This window comes from Salipiger bermudensis (genome assembly GCF_017309175.1).
GTDB lineage: Bacteria > Pseudomonadota > Alphaproteobacteria > Rhodobacterales > Rhodobacteraceae > Salipiger > Salipiger bermudensis.
Window position 1 is genome coordinate 46,453 of sequence record NZ_JAEKJV010000016.1, and the last position, 18,787, is coordinate 65,239.

Consider the following 18,787-nt stretch of genomic DNA (forward strand, 5'->3'; position numbering starts at 1 on the left):
TGCCCGGCGCGCCGGTCGCGACTCAGCGGATCTCTTCGATCAGCCCGGCGAGCGTGGTCCCGCCATTCGCCATCTGAAGCGTCGCCAGACCGTTCTCATAGGTCATTCCGGTGACCCGTGAGGCTGCATAGGTCTGCGCGGGCACGCTGTTGCCGGCGGCATCCGCGGCCGACACCACCATGTAATAGCTGCCCTCGGGCAGCGGCAGACCCTCGTAATCCATTCCGTCCCACGTGACGTTGTGCAGCTCGCCCGCGCTGCCCGAGAGACCGTCAAAGCTGCGCAGCAGGGTGCCGTCGGCCGATACGATGGACATCGACACGTTGCTGGCCTCGCCCGCAAGCCGGTAGCTCGCCACGGCCGCCCCGCCTGCCTCGAGTGCAAGCTGTTCGGTCGGGGCCACCACGCTGCGCCCGATCAGGTTCAGCCCGGCAATCGCCGACATGCTGGAGAGCTGCGACGAGATTCCCTCGAGATTGTCGTTCACCGCCACCGACTGCTCCACCTGGCTGAGCTGCGCCAGCTGCGAGATGAAGGTGGTGCTGTCCATCGGCTCCAGGGGGTTCTGGTTCTGGATCTGCGCCGTCAGAAGCGTGATGAAGCTCTCGTAATCCTCGCTGAGCTGGCTCATCGAGGAAGAGGCGGTGGTGCCTGCGCCGGTTACATTGCCGGTGCCGAATGGGTCGATCGCCACGGCGCTCTCCTCTCAGTTCAAACCTGGATGTCGACGCCGCCGGACAACGGCAGCACGACCTGTTTCACGTCGACCTCAGGCTCTGTGCCCGCGGCCTCTGCATCGAAGGCAAATCCACCCGCACCCGGGGCGCCCTGCCCCTGCGACTGGCCCTGCCCGGAATTGCGCGCGCCGAGATCCGAGAAGCTCAGCGACCTGGTGTCGACCTGATGCCCGGCATCGCGCAACATCGTGAGCAGCCCGTCGCGATCGGCGCGCAGGGCCGTCAGGACCGAAGCCTGCTCCGCGCGCACCGTGACCTTGAGCGCGCCGGTCTCGTCGGGCGCGAGGTCGATCTCGAGCGAGCCCATGCCCTCGGGCTTCAGCTCGACGCGGATGCGGCCTGTCTCGCTCACATTGGCGCGGACCTGGTTCAGGATCTGCTCCGAACTCGGCGCGGCCGGCATCTGTGCCGGGCGCGGCGCCTCGCTCTGCAGCAACGGCGCGGCCTCGGAGGTGCCCGCCGCCGGCGCGACCAAAGCAACCTGGATCTGCTGGCCGGGCTGAGGTCCGTCCTGCGTGACCGTGCTCGCGGCCTGCACGACCGGAACCACCTGCGGCTGCGCAGCGCGCTGGGTCATCGTGACCGGCGCATCGGCACTGTCGAACGCGGCGCTGTCGAGCCCCGCCTCGGCCTTGCCTCCGGCGCCCTGCGCAATTTCGGAAAGCTGCGCCCGGCGGGTCGGCTGCGCGATCTCTTCCGCCATGCCCAGCACCCGCCCCGCAAGCGCCTGCACCCCCGGCTCGGTCGCCACCTCGCGGGCGAGCCCGGTGGGCTCGCCCTCCAGCGCCGCGCGCAAAAGCGGCACGGCCTCGGCGAGGGTCCGCCAGCCGGCGTCGGGTGCCGCAGGCTCGGGGCGCAGTCCGGCCAGCGGCAACGCCGTCCCGGTGGCCACCGCCTCGGCACGCCGGGTCACGCCGTGCTCGCTGCCCGCCTCAGCCTCCGCGCGCCCAAGCCCGGTCTCGGTCAGCGCCATGCGCAACTGCTCCATCCGCGCGGGGACCGCGGCCAGCGCCGCAGCAAGGTCATCGAGCATCGGCGCGAGAATATCCTCGAGCTCGGCATCCGTCAGATCCGGATCCGCGAGCGCCTCCTCTGCCTCGGACAGGATCGCGGAGAGGTCCGCGCCCTCGTCCCCGGGCACCGTCACCGCATCGCTGCGCAGGAACGCCATGATCGATGCGAAGGCGCCGTCCCCCTCGCCCGCCCGTGCCGTGGCATCCGCGCCCTTGGGCTGGTCCGGCATCGTGCCGAAGATCGAGAGGAATTTCATCATGACAGCACGTTCCGCGAAAAGCCGCAGTCGATCAAGACGCGGCGCAGGCGCATCATCGCGCGCCGTTCGACCTGCCGAAGCCGGTCCTGGGTGATGCCGAGATCGGCGGCGATGTCCGCCAGCGTCTCGGGCTCGGGGGCAAGTCGGCGGCGACGGATCACCGCGACCTCTTCGGGCTCCATCCGCGCCAGCGCATCGTCGATGAGGCGCAGCAGCATCCGGCGCTGGCTTTGCAGGCTGGCATGTTCCTCCGGGTCGGGCTCACTCGAGACAAGAAGCTGCGCCGGGTCGCGCCCGGCGTCTTCCTGATGGGTGTCGAGCGCGAGGGTGCCGCGCGTCGCAAGCTGGACGATGAACACATCCTCGTCCGACAGCTTGCCCATCTGGGCGTCGAGATAGGTGCGCGAGGGAATGTCGATCACCGCCTTGATCCGCGATAGCGCCGACGACACGGCATTGCGCACCCACCACGCGGCATAGGTCGCGAAACGCACGTCCTGCGCCCGGTCGAAACTGTCAGCGGCGCGCAACAAGCCCATCAACCCTTCTGCCGCGAGATCCTCGAGATGCACCGGATTGTCGGTGAACCGCGCCGCGTGCGACCAGGCCTGCCGCGCATGGGAGCGCAGCAACACCTCGAGCGCCGCGCGGTCGCCGCGATCCTGCCAGCCACTGATCGCAGCCCGCTCCTGCTCGAAACTGAGCAGCGGTTCGCGCATCGCGGAGTGATACGACATGGACATCATGAAGAAAACGCAAAGTCATCCTTATCTGCAAGGACAAGTAAGCATAAATCCCAAAATGTCGGAAGAACTTAATGATTTACTGAAGGTTAAAGCGAGCCGCGAGCCGGCTTTGCAGGGTCGGAGTCTGGCGCTCAGGGGCGCCCAGAACCGCACGCAGCACCGCCTCCATCCGGCTGACCCATTCCGGCAGCACCAGCGGTGTGTCGGCCACGCGCAGCAGATCACCGTTCACCATGCGCGGATCGGGCGCGGTGAAGCCCGGATCGAGCCGGGACAGGTAGCCCTGAAGCAGCGGCTGCCAGAGGAAATCGGGCCGCGAGAACAGCGTCGGATCGGGCAGGCGCACCCCCTGCTCGACAACCCAGTGGCGCTCGAGGCTTTGCCCGAGCCCAAGGGCGAAGGCCTCGGTATCGAGCGCGCTGCCCTGCGCCCGCAGGCCCGCTGCCCGGCGCATCGCGGCGTGGGCCACGAGGTAGAGCGCATCGGTCTCGCGTTCCATCGGCAGGCCGGCCTGGTTGAGCAAGAGCTGAAGCGCCTCGCCCACGGCCGCGCCCATGAGCGCCGACAGGTCGGTGTCGCGCTCGGGCAGAAAGAGCACCAGCGTCCCGTAAGGCAGGTCGACCGGGAGTTCCTCTACAAGCACATCCCCGAGCGGCAAGGCCGGGGCGAGCTCGAGCTCGTCGGACATCGCGAGCGGGCGGGTGCAGGACGCGCCGGCCAAAAGGCAGACCGCGCGGACCGGGAGAATGCGGCTGAACATGGTCTCGAAGGCGCGGTAGCCGTCATGGATCGGAAGCGTGACGCCATCCTGCCAGATCAGACTGAGCACCTCTCCGCTTCGCATGTTTGGCCCGTTCCCCGTATCGTGTGCTTGCCTGTCCCCACACTATTTCTGGGGTATGCACCGGGAAAGCCACCAAATGTTAAGCGCCGGACAAGATATAGGCGAACCAGAGGGACAGTGCTCTATATAGGGTGCGCGCACCGGAATGGCTAAGGTGTTGTGTTTGCCTGATAATTCTCGAGAAGCCAAGAGGCTGATAGCGCAAAATCCCTCTCCACATCCTCTGACTTTTCTTAACATTTTGAAAAAAACGTGTGGATATAGTGGAGAAGCGCCCCAAAGGGACACTAGATGTGGTGAAATCTGCAACAGTTAGCCCGGCAGTGCGGACTCACTCTTGCGGGGCCGCTCCCGCCGCTGCCTCGGGATACTGCACGGTCACGCTGATGCGGCGGTTCTCCGGCGCATCGGGCGACCCCGGGTTCAGCGGCTCGGTGTCCGCCAGGCCAGAGATCCGCGTGATGCGTTCGGGGCTGACTCCATTGGCCATCAGCACCCTGCGGGTGGCATTCGCACGATCGGCGGAAAGCTCCCAGTTCGAGTAGGTCGCGGCGCGCGTGTAGGGCACCGAATCGGTGTGCCCGGAGATGGTCAGTTCGTTCGGCAGCTCGACAACCGCATCGGCAATGATCCGGAGCAGGTCGCGGGTGCGATCCTGTATCCGGGCGCTGCCGGTGGCGAACATCGATTCTCCGCTCTTGTCGACGATCTGGATCTCGAGCCCGTTCTCCGTACGGTCAAAGCGCAGGTTGTCGGAGTAGCTCTCGAGCTCCGGGCTGCCGACCACTTCCTGCATGATCTGCTGCTCCAGACGCTCCTGTGCCTCGTCCCATTCCTGCTGGGCGCGTTCGGCCGCGGCCTGGGCGCGGGCGGTCTCCATCGGATCACTGCCCTCGTTGATCGTCGCGCTTTCCTGACGGCCCTCCGGGCGGGTGTCGTACTCGACCTGGATATTCGGGTTGGTGTCGCGCAGCCGGCTGTCGAACACCGCCAGCGGGTTCTCCTGGCCGAAACTCGGGAGCTGCACCGGCGTGGCCGGCCCGTCGGTCCCACTCATCACGCCGTCGTCTGCAAGCACCGTGCCATCGAGCAGACCGTCGCCGCGCCCACCGCTCTGCGACAAGCTCGGGGTGAAGTAGTCCGCCAGCCCGCGCAGCTTCTCTTCGTCAGATGCGGCGAGAATCCAGAGCAGCAGGAAGAACGCCATCATCGCCGTCATGAAGTCGGCATAGGCCACCTTCCACGCGCCACCATGATGGCCGTGCCCGTCATCCTCCTCGATCCGCTTGATGACGATGGGCTGCTCGTTATTTCCTGCCATGCGCTACGTCTTAGTCCTGTCCGATCGGAAGGGTCCGGTCATATTTCCCAAGCCCGGCCTCCTTGGCGTGGGCCGCCTTCTTGCGCGAATAGCTGGGTGCCACGAGCGGAAAGTCCTCCGGCAGGCCAAAGGCGGTGCGATACTCGGCCTCGGTCATGCCGTGCTCGGCGCCGAGGTGACGCTTGAGCATCTTGAAGCCACGACCGCAACACAGGCAGTACACCTTGTCTTCGGTCACCGCCTGTTCGAGCGGCAGCGCCGGTTGCATGCCCGCCCGGGCCGGTGCGACCTCTGCCGGCACGTCGTCGAGCTCTCCGGACAGGCGGCGGTAAAGCGCTACGATCTCGTCGGGGGTGACATCGGGGCGCGAAGCGTAGGCCGCCACGATGCGGCTGACCTGCTCCTGCTTCTTATCCTCTGCACTCATGCTGCTGTCCCTGCCTTTATTCTTGTCCTTGTTGGGCCTCGGGTGCTGTTCCCACCTCCGGCCGCAAGTTCATTCGAGGGCTTCTGAAGTATAATTAATCGTCCCTCGTTGTTTTCCAAGCTTATCCTTGAAGCTTCATGGATTTGGCGGCATCCCGCCGAGCCGCGTACGCCGCCGAGACCATGGGATAATCATCCGGAAGGCCCCACTTCTTTCGATACTCCTCGGGCGTCATGCCCAGCGTCTCGCGGAGATGGCGCCGCAATAGCGGACGCCGCTGCCCTGTTTCGAGGCAGAGCAGCGTGCCCGGCCGGTCGTCAGCCCACTGGACCTGCGCCGGTTTGGCATGGCGGTCGCCGATCAGACGTTGCAGAATTTGGCGCAGGTTGATCCTCATTCCCGGCTCTCTTCTTGTTGTTGCTTGTTAATCGCGATGTCGTCTTGGACTTGTCATCAGTTAAGAAATACGGAGGTAAGGTTAATCCTCGGTGAAAAGTTCTGAATTTGTTTGCGAATCCTTGTTTTCCTCTGAAACAGAGGCCGCCCTGACGGTAGCATGAAGAAAAGAGCATCCTTCTCGGTCGTCCTGGAGCGCGACACCGACCGCCGAAACGACTGGGCGGCATTGCTGCGGGCCGCCGGGCTGCGCCGTGTCCTGCGCCGCGCCCGCCCGGCCGAAATGAGCGACCTGATCGCGCCGGATGCGCCGCTCACCGCGATGATCGTCGGGCTCACGGCGCATGGGCCGCGCGATGACGCCATGCTCTCGCTGATCGCCAGTGTAAGAAGGCAGGTGCCGGGCGCCGTTATCCTTGCCGTGGATCATGGCAACCGGCCGCGCGGTGCGGCCGAGGCCTTTGCCGCCGGGGCCGACGATGCGCTGCGCGCCGATCACGATCCATCCGAGCTTCGCGCGCGGCTTGCCGCCCGCCTGCAGAGCGCCACGCAAGGCGGACAGCGTGCCGCCTGGCTGGCGCAGCTCGGGCTGACGCCGCTGGAGGAGCGGATCTTCTCGGCTCTCAATGCGCGGCGGAACGAGATCGTCAGCCGCCCGGCGCTGGCCGAGGCATTGGGCGAGGAGGAATGGCGCTACGGCGACCGCCGGATCGACGTGCATATCGCCCGCATCCGCCGCAAGCTCGACGCCCATTTCGATGGCGCCGTGACGCTCCGCACTGTGCGGTCCCAAGGTTATGTCATGGAAGGCGAGCCGCGGCTCTGACCGAAGTTGTCAGTCCGCGCCCTCGTCGAAGGCCACGAGGTTCGCCGGCGCCTCAAGCAGATTCGGGGTCTCGACTGCGTTGATCATGGTTCCGGCCGTCAGCCCAACCCCGGTCAGCAGCACCACCGCGACGCGCACCGGGGTGAGGAACCGCCGACGCTTGCGCACCGGCGCCTTGAGCTCCGCCTCCGGCACCGGCTCCGGTTCGGGGATCACCGCGCCCGGAGCGACAAACACCCCCTGCGCCGTGATGGTGACCTCAGCCACCCGCGCCGCGCCCGAGAAGCGGGCCCGCAGACCGGCGGGGAACCGTTCCTCGGGAATGTCGATCACCAGAGGCTCGCCCGGCTGCCACCCCTCGACGGCCTTGCGCGGCAGAACGAACCGCGACAGGTCATCGCGAAAGCCGACCTCCTGAACCAGACGGGTGCAGGTCTTGATGTCGACAAGCTCTGGCGCCAGCGCCAGACGGACACCGCGGCGCCCGATCCGCAACTCGCCTTCGGCAAAGAAGCATTCGACTTCCGAGATCGCCTCGGCCGGGACATAGCCCTGCGGGATCTCGGGCGCCTTCGGCCTGGGCTGCCGCTTTGCGCGCACCTCGGAGAGATGCAGCCGCGGGCGCCAGAAGAACGGCTCGGAACTGCGCGCCGGGCTCTTCTGGACGGCCGCGCGTGCGGCCTCCTTCTCGCGGCGTTCACGCGCCTTGCGGTCCTTCTCGAAGTGGTAGTTGATCAGGTAGTCTGCGGCCATCTCGGCGAGATCGTCCTCATCCTCGACCAATGCGAGCAGTTTCTGCTCGTCCGAGAACAAGACGCGGCGGGTCGGGTAGCCCTCGACCGCCGGCACCACGGCGAACTCGCCGGGCCCGCGATCCAGCAAGGCGCCGGCCTTGCGCAGGACCGTGCGGCCTTCCTCGCGATGGTGGAGCAGCATCTCGCAGGTGCCGGCATCATCCAGACACAGCACCAGACCGACCTCCTCGGGCCAGTCCTCGAACACACTGCCGAGGTCGGAAGCATCGAAAAAGTAAGCCAGCTTCTCGGCGATCATGGTCTGCTGTCCCAACTGTCCTTATAATTGCCAATCTATCCTTGTTTATACTTGAAAGAAAGTCAAATTTACTTATGAATTGACATAGATTGCCGGTGTGCCGGCATGGTGACCACAGAGCAGAGACCGCACCCGATGACGATGATACTGGGACTTGCCCTTGTGTTCGGCCTTGTTTTTGGAGGCTTCATGCTCTCCGGCGGCAAGATGGACATTGTCCTGCACGCCCTGCCCTTCGAAGGCATGATGATCGGCGGCGCGGCGATCGGGGCGTTCGTCATCGCCAACAGCGTCGACGTGATCAAGAAATCCGCGGGCGGCATCGTCAAGGTGCTGAAGGGCCCGCGTTGGAAGGCCAAGGATTACGGCGACCTGCTCAACCTGATGTACGAGCTCACCCGCATCTACAAGGCCAAGGGCATCCTGGCGCTCGACAGCCATATCGAGTCGCCGTCCGACAGCGACATCTTCAACCGCTACCCGCGCATCGCGGCGGATCACTTCGCCATCGACCTGATCCGCGACAGCTTCCGCATGCTGTCGATGCAGTTCGACGACAAGTACGCGACCGAGGACGTGATCAACCGCAAGATCAAGAAGCACCATCACGAGTCGCTGGCCTCGGTGCACGCGATCCAGCAGGTCGCCGACGGCCTGCCGGCGATCGGCATCGTTGCCGCCGTGCTCGGGGTGATCAAGACCATGTCCTCGATCGATCAGCCCCCCGAGATCCTCGGCAAGATGATCGGCGGCGCGCTGGTCGGCACCTTCCTCGGCGTGTTCCTGGCCTATTGCATGGTGCAGCCGATCTCGGGCCGGCTGAAGCAGATCGAAGAAGAGGACGGCGCCTTCTACATGATCATCCGCGACATCTTTGTCGCCATGGTCGCGGACCATCCGCCCAGCATCTGCGTCGAGATCGGCCGCGGCAATATTCCGACCCGGATGCAGCCCGATTTCTACGAGGTCGAGGCGGCGCAGAAAGAGTTGCCGGCGGCATGATCCGCCGGGCCCCCCTGCCCTGCCTGCTGGTCTTCGCCGGGATCGCCTCGGCGGCGGACGCCCCCGAGCCGGAAGCGAGCGACGAAGAAGAGACGAGCTTTACCTCCGCCGCGATCGGCGGTCGCTTCGATGCCCTGCCGCCGTCGGAATACGGCTTTCCCGTCGAGATCCTCGCAAGGATGCGCATTCGTCTGGGCGGCGAGCCGCCCGCACCGGAACCGGTGGTCGAGCAGACGCCGGAGCCCGAGCCCTCCGATGGCCACTGACGCCGCCCGGCGCCGCCTCAAGGCGCTCGACGTGATGGAGCGTCTCAAGCGGCTCGACACCGAGCGCGAGGCCCGCAGCACCGCCCAGCTGCGCGACCGGATGAACCGGCTCGATTCGGAAAAACAGGCTCTATTGCACCGTCTTTCTGGTGAATCGCGGATCGACGGCCTCGAGGGTGCCCCCTATCTGGGCCGGTTTATTCGCTCGATCCGTGCCGAGGTCGACCGGATTTCGCACGAAGCCTCCAAGCTCGCGCCCGAGGTTGCCGCCGCCGAGGACCGGCTGCGCGCCGCCTTGGCGGAACAGAAAACCTATGAAATTCTGAGGCTTAAACGTCTCACCGAAGAGCGCGACGCACAGAAGAAGCGCGAAGCGAAGGATCTCGACGAGCTGTCGCTCCTGCGCTGGAAGCGCTGAGACCCCTGTCTGGGAGCTAGTGTCTAACGGTTTTGCAGACACTAGATCTTGCAGAAAAATCTTGCCCGAATCCGTAAACGAAGGCATTCAATTACGGAGAAAAGCCAACAATACTAAAATAAGCGTAACAAACGCTTATGGCACGAGGGCAGAATTGATGACACGACAGGACCGGATCGACCTTCTTGTGGGCGATCACGCGGCCAGATTGTCGGAACGGCTGCAAGCGCACCGCGCCCAGCTGTTTCCCCCGCACGCGCGCAAGGAGCTGCGCAAGTTCACCTCCGGCGAGGTCGCGGCCCTGCTTGGCGTCAAGGATGCCTACCTGCGCAAGCTGCATCTCGACGGCAAGGGCCCCGAGGTCGAGATCCGCGGCAATGGCCGCCGGTTCTACGCGCCCTCCGACATCGCCGAGCTGCGCAAGTTCCTCGAGAAAGGCGCCAAGGCGCCGGGCACGTACCTGCCGGGGCGGCGCGAGGACGACCATCTTCAGGTCATCACGGTGATCAACTTCAAGGGCGGCTCGGGCAAGACCACGACAGCCGCCCATCTTGCACAGAAGGCCGCGCTTGACGGTTACCGCGTGCTGGCCATCGATCTCGACCCGCAGGCCTCGCTTTCGGCCCTGCACGGCTACCAGCCCGAGTTCGACATGCTCGACGGTGGCACGCTTTACGACGCGATCCGCTACGACGATCCGGTCGCCATGTCAGACGTGATCCAGAAGACCTATTTCCACGACCTCGACATCGTGCCGGGCAATCTCGACCTGATGGAGTTCGAGCATGAAACACCGCGCGCGCTGGCCGAGCGCTCGGGCGAGATGTTCTTCACCCGCGTCGGCGACAAGCTCGCCGAGGTGCAGGACGATTACGACCTCGTCATCATGGACTGCCCGCCGCAGCTGGGCTTCCTGACCATGTCGGCTCTGTCGGCCGCGACCGCCGTGCTCGTCACCGTGCACCCGCAGATGCTCGACGTCATGTCGATGTGCCAGTTCCTGCTGATGACCTCGAACCTTCTGGGCGTGGTCAGCGAAGCCGGCGGCGACATGAGCTATGACTGGATGCGCTATGTCGTGACCCGCTACGAGCCGGGCGACGGTCCGCAGAACCAGATGGTCAGCTTCATGCGCTCTATGTTCGGCGAATATGTGCTGAACCACCCGGTGCTGAAATCGACCGCGATCTCCGACGCCGGCATCACCAAGCAGACACTCTACGAGGTGGAAAAAAGCCAGTTCACCCGCTCGACCTATGAGCGGGCGATGGAGAGCCTCGATTCCGCGAATGGCGAGATCCTCGATCTCGTTCAGAAAAGCTGGGGGCGCTGATGGCACGCAAGGATCTTCTCAAGAGCCTGATGGGAGATGCGCCCGCACCGGCGGCAGAGGCATCCGACCCTGCCGCGCCGCGTCAGGCCCGCTACCAGAAAGGGGCCATCGGCGCGGTCAGCCAGTCCATCGCGCAGCTTAAGAGCCGGGCGATGGTCGAGGTCCCCGCGAACCAGATCGAGGATGGCGGCTTGCAAGACCGTCTCGGCGAGGATCCGGCCGAGCATGAACGGCTCAAGGCGTCGCTGGCGGAGTACGGCCAGCAGGTGCCGGTGCTTCTACGCCATATCGAGGGCAGCGACGACCGCTTCCAGGTTGTCTATGGCCGCCGCCGGGTCGCCGCGCTGCGCGATCTCGGCCTGCCGGTCAAGGCGATGGTCCGCGAGCTGTCGGACCGGGACCTGATCATCGCGCAGGGGCAGGAAAACGCCGCCCGGCGGGATCTCAGCTTCATCGAGAAAGCCAACTTCGCGCGCCAGATGCGCGACGAGGGCTTCGAGCGCAAGATCATCTGCGACGCGCTGCATATCGACAAGACCGTGATCAGCCGAATGCTGAGCGTGGCCGACACCGTGCCGCAGGTGCTGATCGAGGCCATCGGACCGGCGCCCTCCGCCGGGCGCGACCGCTGGCGCAAGCTGGCCGACCAGCTGACCGCGGGCGGGTTCTCCCCGGACCGTGTCGCCGGCGCCCTGACCGGCGAAAGCTCGGACGCGCGGTTCGAAGATGCGCTGCGCATCGTCAGCCGCCGGTCCGCGAAGCTTGCCCCTGCCCCGGCTCCCGATCGCGAGCTACGTGGCGAGAGCGGTCGCATCGGGCGGGCGAAGAAAACCGGTAAGAAAACGGTGCTGACCTTTGATGCCGCCGAAGCCCAGGGCTTCGAGGACTGGCTCATCGACAACATCGAAGAGATTCACCGCAACTGGCGCAGCCAGACCGGCGAATAAGGGCGCAAGCCCCAAGACATCGAGCAGAAACAAGGAGGCACGACACGGCAGGACCAAAGAAAAAGCCCCTCAGGACATAACATCCCAAGAGGCCTGATCTCGTTTTCGCACCTCGAATCTAGCCCCTTTTGTTGACAGCTGTCAACGCCGTGTGAGTCCGGCGGCCGGAAAAGTTTTGCCCAGTGAAACGATATGCAGAGACTGACAACGACGTCCTTCGGGCGGCGGCCGCTATCGGCAGCCCAGCTGGAGGCGGTGACCCGGCTCGACCGCCCTGCCCCGGTCGCTTCCATGGACAAATGGGAACTTCTGACGCAACTGACCGCCGCGCGCGAGAGCTACGAGCTTTCGGACCGGACACTGCGGGTTCTCGCGGTGCTGCTTGGCGTGCATCGCGAGCGCGAGCTGACCGACGGGGCGCCGCTGATCGTCTACGCCTCGAACGCCACGCTTTGCGAACGCGCCCACGGAATGCCCGAAAGCACCCTGCGGCGGCACCTCGCAGCGCTGGTGGCAAGCGGCCTCATCGCCCGCCACGACAGCCCCAACGGCAAGCGCTACCAGCGCCGTGATGCCTCGGGCGCCGTTGTGCGTGCTTACGGGTTCGACCTCCGGCCCCTGCTCCTGCGCGCCGGAGAGATCGCCCACCACGCCCGCGCCGCCGAGATCCGCAGCAACGAGATCGCCCTGCTGCGAGAAGAGGTTGTCTTGCTGATCCGCGATGCCTCCGAGCTGGCGCAGCTTGGCCATACCTCCGAGCTCGACGAAGGGCTCGATGCCATTGAAGACGCCGTGATCCTCGCCAAGCGCCAGTTGCGTCGCAAGCTTGGTCTTGAGGATCTCTCGACGATCCGTGACCGCCTGCAGCCGCTGGTCGCCACGCTTGTGGAAAAGCTCACTCCAGAGGTCGAACCGACCGACCCCGTGACGCCTGAACTGATCGCCTCGGACAGCCAAAATGAGCGGCACATACAGGTTTCAGATAAAACTCTTATTGATCTGAAAGAGCGCGTTCCCGAGCCTCACAAGGCACAGTCGGTACAGAAGGCGCTGAACCCGATCCTCACCGCCTGCCCCGATGTCCTGCCATATGCTGAGAAGCGCGTGAGCGACTGGACGAGCTTTGTCCAATTGATGGCCCGTATCGCCCCGATGACCGGGATCGACCCGTCGACATGGCAAGAGGCCTGCCGGGCTATGGGTCCGGAGAATGCCGCGACAACACTCGCGGGTATCGTTCAGAATGTTGGGACGATCCGCTCGCCGGGGGCGTATCTGCGAAGCCTGTCGCGGAAAGCCCGGGAGGGAAGTTTCACGCCGGATGCGATGATCTCGAGCCTTCAGAGGAAAGCCGCGTGAGCGGGGTGACGGGGGCCGAGTTGACAGCTGTCAACTTCACGGCCCCCTCCAGATCTCATTCCGTCGGAACGGAGATACCGGCCTCGGTCAGGCAGGCATGGATGCGGGCGAAGGTCTCGTTCGGTTCCATCGCGTCCCGCTTGCTCTGGCGCAGAAGATCTTCGAGCGGCTGGAACAGCTTGATCGCGGCGTCGACCTCGGCATCGCTGCCGGGCCGATAAGCGCCGATGCGGATCAGCTCTTCCATGTCGGCATAGCGCGCCATGGCGCGGCGGGCGGCGCGGTAGATCGCGTATTCCTCGGGGCCGTGACAGTCCGGCAGCATCCGCGAAATCGAACGCAGCAGGTTCACCGCCGGAAAACGGCCCGTTTCCGCGATGCGCCGGTCGAGCACGATGTGGCCATCCATGATGCCGCGCACCGCATCGGCGATGGGATCGTCCATATCGTCACCATCGACGAGAACGGTGTAGAGCGCGGTGATGTCGCCGCCCTCGCCGCTGCCCGGTCCGGCACGCTCCATCATCCGCGGAAGCTCTGCAAACGTGGTCGGCGGGTAGCCCTTGGCGGTGGGCGGCTCGCCGCCAGCAAGGCCGATCTCGCGCTGTGCCATGGCGAAGCGCGTGACGCTGTCGAGCAGCAGCAGAACCTGCTTGCCCTGATCGCGGAAATGCTCGGCAACGGTGGTGGCGGTCCAGGCAGCCTGCCGGCGCATCAGCGGCGGTTCGTCACCGGTCGAGACCACGACGACGGCGCGGGCCAGGCCCTCTTCTCCAAGATCGTCCTGCAGGAAGTCCTGCACCTCGCGGCCACGTTCGCCGACCAGCCCCACGACAATCACATCCGCCTGGGCGTTGCGTGCCAGCATCGCCATCATCGTCGACTTGCCGACCCCAGAGCCGGAGAACACGCCCATGCGCTGGCCACGGCAGAGCGGTGCGAACACGTCCATCACCTTGAGGCGTGTTGCCAGCCGATCGCCCACGCGGCGGCGGGTGAAGGCCGGGGGCGGGGCGGCGCGCAGTGGGCGCGGCCTGTCGCCCTCGGGCAGGCGACCCTTGCCGTCGAGCGGTTGCCCGAGCGCGTTCACCACGCGGCCGATCCAGGCGTCATCGGGGCGCAGCTCGGCGCCGGACTGGGTGACGGCCACTGGATCGCCGGTGCGCACGCCATCCCAGCTTCCGAAGGGCAGGAGCCTTGTCCCGCTTTCGTCGATGCCCACCACCTCGGCCAGAACCGGGCCATTGGCACCTTGGACGACGCAATGCGCGCCGATGCCCACGGCGCGCTCAAGACCCGAGACGGTGAGCACCAGCCCAAGCGCCGACGTGACCTGCCCGGTTATGCTTGCCCGTTCTATGGTCCGCGTAAGGCTAGAAAGCTCTGAAAAGGCTGTATGCATGGTTCTATCCATTGCTAAGCAAGATTTAATCATGCTATCTTTGATTGAGACAAAAGGAAACTGTTCATGAAGCTTGGTGGAATGTCCTTTTTTCAGCTGGCCTCGCAGCGCATGACATGGCTGGGAGCCCGTCAGGCTGTGATCTCTGAAAACGTCGCGAATGCCGATACGCCGGACTACAAGGCGAAGAAGGTCAGCGGGTTCGGCGCCATGCTCGAGAACGCCGACGCGATGCAGGGGCTCAAGGTCACCGACACGCGGCACATCACGAGCAGCGGCGAGACGCCGAACGGCGTGCGCGTGACCGCGGATGAGGACGCCTGGGAGGGCAGCATCGACGGCAATACCGTGGCGCTCGAACAGCAGACCATCGACGCGGCAGAAGTTGCCGGCAGCTACCGGCTCGCGGCCGAGCTTTACCGCCGTGGACACAGCCTGCTGACCATCGCGGTCACCGGCGTCAGATAAGAGGGCAGGGCATGGACACGCTCAAGACAGTTCTTTCCGTCGCCGCAAGCGGCATGCGCGCTCAGGGCGAGCGGCTCAAGGTGGTGTCGGAGAACGTCGCCAATGCCAGCTCGACCGGCAACAGCAACGGCGAGGATCCGTACCGCCGCAAGATCATCTCGTTCCAGGAGATGGTCGACCGCGACAGTGGTGCTTCGATGGTCGAGGTCGATGGCGTGCGTCGCGACGATGCCGATTTCCAGCTGAACTACGACCCCTCGCACCCGGCCGCCGATGAGGATGGCTTCGTGAAGGTGTCGAACGTCAACACCATCCTCGAGATGAGCAACATGCGCGAAGCATCGCGCAGCTACCAGGCCAACCTGAACATGTTCGAGACCGGGCGGAGCATGCGCTCGCAGCTTCTCGATCTGCTGAAATAAGACTGAAGATCCATGGCGACCGATACCAACTCCTTCCTTTCGATCAATGCCGCATCGGGGGCCTACCGGGCCTCGCAGGACATGACGGCCGCGCCCGTCGCCAACCTCGGTTCCGATGAGAGCAAGCCGAGCTTTGCCGACATGGTGGCGCAGGCCGGCTCGGACGCGGTGCAGACGATCCGCGAAGCTGAGGTGACGGCGCAGACCGGGCTGCGCGGCAATGCCGATACCCAGGCGGTGGTCGAGGCCACGCTCGAGCTCGACTCGACGGTCAAGACTGCGGTGGCGGTGCGCGACAAGCTGGTCGAGGCCTACCAGGAAATCATCCGCATGCCGATCTGATCGGAGGGGAGGCGGTCGTGACCGAAAGCGATACCTACACGATCCTGTCCGACGCCTTCCTCGCCGTGCTCTACGGTTCCGGCCCGATCATGGCCATCGCGCTGGTGGTGGGGCTGATCATCGCGTTCTTCCAGGCCCTGACCCAGGTGCAGGAAATGACCCTGACCTTCGTGCCCAAGATCGTCGCGATCTTCATCGGTCTGCTGGCCTTCACACCGCTGATGTACACCGTGGTCAAGCGGCTCTCGGACCGTGCCTTCGACCTGATCGTGAGCGGCGGTCTGTGATGCGCGCGCTGCGGATTCTTCTGACGGTTCTGGCGCTGATTGCAGGGCAGGGGGCCCTGGCCGACTGGAGCAATTTCTACCGCCCCTCCGAGCGCGTCTCGCAGGCGCCGCAGGCGATGGGGCCGCGCTCTACCGGCAACCCGGCGGGGGTCTGCATTCACGAGATCCTGCGCGCCCAGCTGCGTCACCAGATCCCGGGCAATCTTCTTCTTGGCATCGGGCTTCAGGAAAGCGGCATGATGCACGAGGGAGAGTTGACGATCTGGCCCTGGGTCGCCAATGCCGATGGTGACGGGCGCTTCTTCGAGACGCCGCAATCGGCGGCGAGCTGGGTGCGCGCGCGGCAGTCAGCCGGGGTCGAGTCCATCGATGTTGGCTGCATGCAGGTGAATCTGCGCTGGCACCCGGATGCCTTTCTCCAACTCGAAGAGGGGTTCGACCCAGCGCGCAACGTCGACTACGCGGCGCGGTTTCTGGTGCAGCTCTATGAAAAGACCGGCGACTGGATCAAGGCGGCCGGGCATTACCACTCGGCCACCGAGGTGCATCAGGGCGTCTATCTCGACCGGCTGAAACAGAATGTCTCCATCGCCAACGAGCGACTCGACATCTTCCGCCAGCTTGCGGCCTCGGGCAGCGGCGGCGGGGCAGGGGGGCTCGGTCTTGCCGCGGTGGCGGCGGTCACCTCCGAGCCGCTTCCCTCGGGCCATTTCTGGACCTCCGACATGACCCTCCGTTCCGGCGCCGCCAACAGCGGCGCCCGCAGCCTGTTCGGGCGCGAGACGCTCTCGCCGGTGCTGCCAGCCTTCCGAAAGATGTTCTGATGTCGATGTCCGATCCTTCCACGAATTCCCTTCCGGGCTGGCTGGGCCGGGGCCACGGCAACCGCGACATCGGCTTCGCCATCGCGGTGACGCTGATCCTCGCGGTGCTGTTCGTGCCGCTTCCTGCGGCAGTGCTCGATTTCGGGCTGGCGGTCTCGCTCTCGGTGTCGGTGCTCGTGCTGATGGTGGCTTTGTGGATTCCCAAGCCACTGGAATTCAACAGTTTTCCGACCCTCTTGCTCGTCGTCACCATGCTGCGCCTGTCGCTCAACGTGGCCTCGACACGGCTGATCCTGTCGGAAGGGCATACCGGCCCCAGCGCCGCCGGCGGGGTGATCGAGGGCTTCTCGCGCTTCATCGTCTCGGGCAATTTCATCATCGGGATCGTGGTCTTCGCGATCCTCGTGGTGATCAACTTCGTGGTGATCACCAAGGGCTCGACCCGGATCGCCGAGGTCTCGGCCCGCTTCTCGCTCGACTCGATGCCCGGCAAGCAGATGGCCATCGACGCCGATCTCGGCGCCGGCATCATCGACGAGGAGCAGGCGCGCTCCCGCCGCAAGGAGCTCGAGGACGAGAGCGGCTTCTTCGGGGCGATGGACGGTGCCTCGAAATTCGTCCGCGGTGACGCGGTGGCGGGTCTCATCATCACCCTGATCAACGTTATCGGTGGCATCCTCATCGGCGTGGCGCAGCACGGGCTGTCGCTTTCCGAGGCGGCGGATTTCTACACCGTTCTGACCATCGGCGACGGGCTCGTGACGCAGGTGCCGGCGCTGATCGTGTCGCTGGCTGCGGGCCTCATCGTCACCAAGGGCGGCACCGAGGGCGCCGCGAACGAGGCGGTGCTGGGGCAACTCTCGAAGTTCCCCAAGGCGCTGTTCATGGCGTCGGTCCTGCTTTTCGGCATTGGCCTCCTGCCGGGCTTCCCGAGCCTGATCTTTACCGCGCTGGCGGCGATCATGACCTTCCTCGGAATGATGGTGATGCGCCAGGCCGAAGCGGCGCGGGTCAGCGCCGACCGGGTCGAGGCGGCCAAGCAGCGGGCCGAGACCGCCGCCCCCGAGGACAACATCAAGGACACCCTCAAGCTTGACGGTCTGCGGCTCGAGCTGGGGCAGTCTCTCGTGCCGCTGATCTCGAACAGCGACGCAGCGCTGGCGGGCAAGATCAAGAGCCTGCGCAACCTGTTTGCCCGTGAGTTCGGCTTCGTGCTGCCCTCGGTGCGGATCAAGGACGAGCCGATGCTGCCGGGCCAGACCTATGCCATCATGGTGCAGGGGGTCGAGGTGGCGCGCGGCGAGATCCGCCCGAACGGGCTCATGGTGGTCAATCCCGGCGAGTGCGGCCTGTCGGGCGAGCGCGGCAAGGACCCGACCTTCGGGCTCGAGGCGCTCTGGGTCGATCCCGAGACCGGCGCCCGGGCCGAGGCCATGGGCCTGACGGTGGTCGATCCCGAAAGCGTCATCATCACCCACCTGACCGAGGTGGTGAAGGAGCACCTGCCCGAGCTGATGACCTACGGCGCGACGCAGACCCTGATCGAGGGGCTCGACCGCGAGTACCAGAAGCTGGTCAGCGACATCCCCGGCAACGCGCCGATGGTGCTGGTGCAGCACGTGCTGCAGACCCTGCTGGCCGAGCGCGTCTCGGTCCGCAACCTGCCGCTGATCGTCGAATCCATCGCCGAGGCCAAGCGCACCACATCGAGTGTGACACAGATCACCGAGGCGGTGCGGCGGCGGCTGTCGAACCAGATCTGCAAGTCGCTGGTCGATGACAACGGCTTCATCTCGGTGATCTCGATGTCGCCCGCATGGGAGAAGGAATTCCTCGAGGCGCTGCGGGTCAACGGCGACGAGCGCAACTTCGTGATGTCGCCGCAGCGGGTGCAGGAATTCGTGCTGCAGGCCCGCCGCGAGATCCAGAAATTCGCCGAACAGGACCAGTGGCCGGCGCTGCTTGTCAGCCCCGAGGTGCGCAGCTTCGTGCGCTCCATGCTCGAGCGCGTCAGCCCGATGACCGTGGTGCTGTCGCACAACGAAATCCACCGCAAGACCGCGCTGCGCACCGTGGCGACCGTGGGCCAGTAGG

The 18,787-nt window shown here is 65.4% G+C and carries 22 protein-coding genes; 13 read left to right on the plus strand and 9 right to left on the minus strand.

All coding sequences use genetic code 11. From position 1 onward, the window contains the following. Positions 1-22: 22 nt before the first annotated feature. The 7 genes from JF542_RS24575 to JF542_RS24545 all read right to left on the minus strand — a co-directional run bounded on the left by JF542_RS24575 (position 23) and on the right by JF542_RS24545 (position 5,745). Entirely contained in the window at positions 23-694 is a 672-nt protein-coding gene (locus JF542_RS24575) for a flagellar hook capping FlgD N-terminal domain-containing protein (RefSeq protein WP_207076975.1), read from the minus strand. A gap of 17 nt (positions 695-711) precedes the next feature. Continuing rightward, the gene (gene fliK / locus JF542_RS18840; RefSeq protein ID WP_207076976.1) at positions 712-2,010 is read right to left on the minus strand and encodes a flagellar hook-length control protein FliK; all 1,299 of its coding nucleotides are present in this window, start codon (positions 2,008-2,010) and stop codon (positions 712-714) included. Then, complete coding sequence (locus JF542_RS18845) at positions 2,007-2,747, minus strand: sigma-70 family RNA polymerase sigma factor (protein ID WP_242533834.1); 741 nt, start codon at positions 2,745-2,747, stop codon at positions 2,007-2,009. Before JF542_RS18845 ends, fliK begins: the two co-directional genes overlap by 4 nt. Before the next feature lie 85 nt (positions 2,748-2,832). Then, positions 2,833-3,600: a hypothetical protein gene (locus tag JF542_RS18850; protein WP_207076978.1), complete on the minus strand. Its 768-nt coding sequence runs from the start codon at positions 3,598-3,600 to the stop codon at positions 2,833-2,835. Positions 3,601-3,931: 331 nt separating this feature from the next. Then, positions 3,932-4,921: a flagellar motor protein MotB gene (locus JF542_RS18855; protein WP_207076979.1), complete on the minus strand. Its 990-nt coding sequence runs from the start codon at positions 4,919-4,921 to the stop codon at positions 3,932-3,934. A gap of 10 nt (positions 4,922-4,931) precedes the next feature. Further along, positions 4,932-5,348, minus strand: coding sequence for a Ros/MucR family transcriptional regulator (locus JF542_RS18860; RefSeq protein ID WP_207076980.1), 417 nt, complete (start codon positions 5,346-5,348; stop codon positions 4,932-4,934). A gap of 121 nt (positions 5,349-5,469) precedes the next feature. Beyond that, entirely contained in the window at positions 5,470-5,745 is a 276-nt protein-coding gene (locus tag JF542_RS24545; RefSeq protein WP_207076981.1) for a MucR family transcriptional regulator, read from the minus strand. Between the two features lie 159 nt (positions 5,746-5,904). On the opposite strand from JF542_RS24545, the gene JF542_RS18870 reads away from it, so the two are divergent. After that, positions 5,905-6,570 carry a helix-turn-helix domain-containing protein gene (locus JF542_RS18870; protein WP_007803937.1) on the plus strand — a complete coding sequence of 222 codons (666 nt, stop codon included), beginning with the start codon at positions 5,905-5,907 and terminating at the stop codon, positions 6,568-6,570. 9 nt (positions 6,571-6,579) lie between these two features. On the opposite strand, the gene JF542_RS18875 is transcribed toward JF542_RS18870, so the two are convergent. Beyond that, positions 6,580-7,623, minus strand: a complete 1,044-nt coding sequence (locus tag JF542_RS18875; RefSeq protein WP_207076982.1) for a hypothetical protein — start codon at positions 7,621-7,623, stop codon at positions 6,580-6,582. Between the two features lie 135 nt (positions 7,624-7,758). Here JF542_RS18875 and motA point away from each other — a divergent pair, with 135 nt between their 5' ends. From motA to repC, 6 genes are all read left to right on the plus strand, one after another. After that, positions 7,759-8,625 (plus strand): flagellar motor stator protein MotA, encoded by an 867-nt coding sequence (gene motA / locus JF542_RS18880; protein ID WP_040546128.1) that lies wholly within the window; start codon positions 7,759-7,761, stop codon positions 8,623-8,625. Next, the gene (locus JF542_RS18885; RefSeq protein WP_007803931.1) at positions 8,622-8,891 is read left to right on the plus strand and encodes a hypothetical protein; all 270 of its coding nucleotides are present in this window, start codon (positions 8,622-8,624) and stop codon (positions 8,889-8,891) included. Before motA ends, JF542_RS18885 begins: the two co-directional genes overlap by 4 nt. Continuing rightward, on the plus strand, positions 8,881-9,309 hold the full coding sequence (locus JF542_RS18890; RefSeq protein ID WP_007803929.1) for a flagellar export protein FliJ: 429 nt from the start codon (positions 8,881-8,883) through the stop codon (positions 9,307-9,309). Before JF542_RS18885 ends, JF542_RS18890 begins: the two co-directional genes overlap by 11 nt. Before the next feature lie 157 nt (positions 9,310-9,466). Beyond that, the gene (gene repA / locus JF542_RS18895) at positions 9,467-10,642 is read left to right on the plus strand and encodes a plasmid partitioning protein RepA (RefSeq protein WP_207076983.1); all 1,176 of its coding nucleotides are present in this window, start codon (positions 9,467-9,469) and stop codon (positions 10,640-10,642) included. Beyond that, positions 10,642-11,589 (plus strand): plasmid partitioning protein RepB, encoded by a 948-nt coding sequence (gene repB / locus JF542_RS18900; protein ID WP_207076984.1) that lies wholly within the window; start codon positions 10,642-10,644, stop codon positions 11,587-11,589. The genes repA and repB overlap by 1 nt, the downstream gene beginning before the upstream one ends. A gap of 192 nt (positions 11,590-11,781) precedes the next feature. Continuing rightward, on the plus strand, positions 11,782-12,948 hold the full coding sequence (gene repC / locus JF542_RS18905) for a plasmid replication protein RepC (protein WP_207076985.1): 1,167 nt from the start codon (positions 11,782-11,784) through the stop codon (positions 12,946-12,948). A gap of 55 nt (positions 12,949-13,003) precedes the next feature. On the opposite strand, the gene fliI is transcribed toward repC, so the two are convergent. Next, positions 13,004-14,350, minus strand: a complete 1,347-nt coding sequence (gene fliI, locus JF542_RS18910; RefSeq protein WP_207076986.1) for a flagellar protein export ATPase FliI — start codon at positions 14,348-14,350, stop codon at positions 13,004-13,006. A gap of 66 nt (positions 14,351-14,416) precedes the next feature. Here fliI and flgB point away from each other — a divergent pair, with 66 nt between their 5' ends. The 6 genes from flgB to flhA are packed head-to-tail and all read left to right on the plus strand — an operon-like array spanning position 14,417 to position 18,786. After that, positions 14,417-14,818 carry a flagellar basal body rod protein FlgB gene (gene flgB, locus JF542_RS18915; protein ID WP_207076987.1) on the plus strand — a complete coding sequence of 134 codons (402 nt, stop codon included), beginning with the start codon at positions 14,417-14,419 and terminating at the stop codon, positions 14,816-14,818. Between the two features lie 11 nt (positions 14,819-14,829). After that, complete coding sequence (gene flgC / locus JF542_RS18920) at positions 14,830-15,240, plus strand: flagellar basal body rod protein FlgC (protein WP_007803917.1); 411 nt, start codon at positions 14,830-14,832, stop codon at positions 15,238-15,240. 12 nt (positions 15,241-15,252) lie between these two features. Beyond that, the gene (gene fliE, locus JF542_RS18925; RefSeq protein ID WP_207076988.1) at positions 15,253-15,582 is read left to right on the plus strand and encodes a flagellar hook-basal body complex protein FliE; all 330 of its coding nucleotides are present in this window, start codon (positions 15,253-15,255) and stop codon (positions 15,580-15,582) included. A gap of 17 nt (positions 15,583-15,599) precedes the next feature. After that, on the plus strand, positions 15,600-15,869 hold the full coding sequence (locus JF542_RS18930; protein WP_007803913.1) for a flagellar biosynthetic protein FliQ: 270 nt from the start codon (positions 15,600-15,602) through the stop codon (positions 15,867-15,869). After that, the gene (locus tag JF542_RS18935) at positions 15,869-16,693 is read left to right on the plus strand and encodes a lytic transglycosylase domain-containing protein (RefSeq protein ID WP_207076989.1); all 825 of its coding nucleotides are present in this window, start codon (positions 15,869-15,871) and stop codon (positions 16,691-16,693) included. The genes JF542_RS18930 and JF542_RS18935 overlap by 1 nt, the downstream gene beginning before the upstream one ends. Continuing rightward, positions 16,693-18,786: a flagellar biosynthesis protein FlhA gene (gene flhA / locus JF542_RS18940; RefSeq protein WP_207076990.1), complete on the plus strand. Its 2,094-nt coding sequence runs from the start codon at positions 16,693-16,695 to the stop codon at positions 18,784-18,786. The genes JF542_RS18935 and flhA overlap by 1 nt, the downstream gene beginning before the upstream one ends. Position 18,787 lies beyond the last annotated feature (1 nt).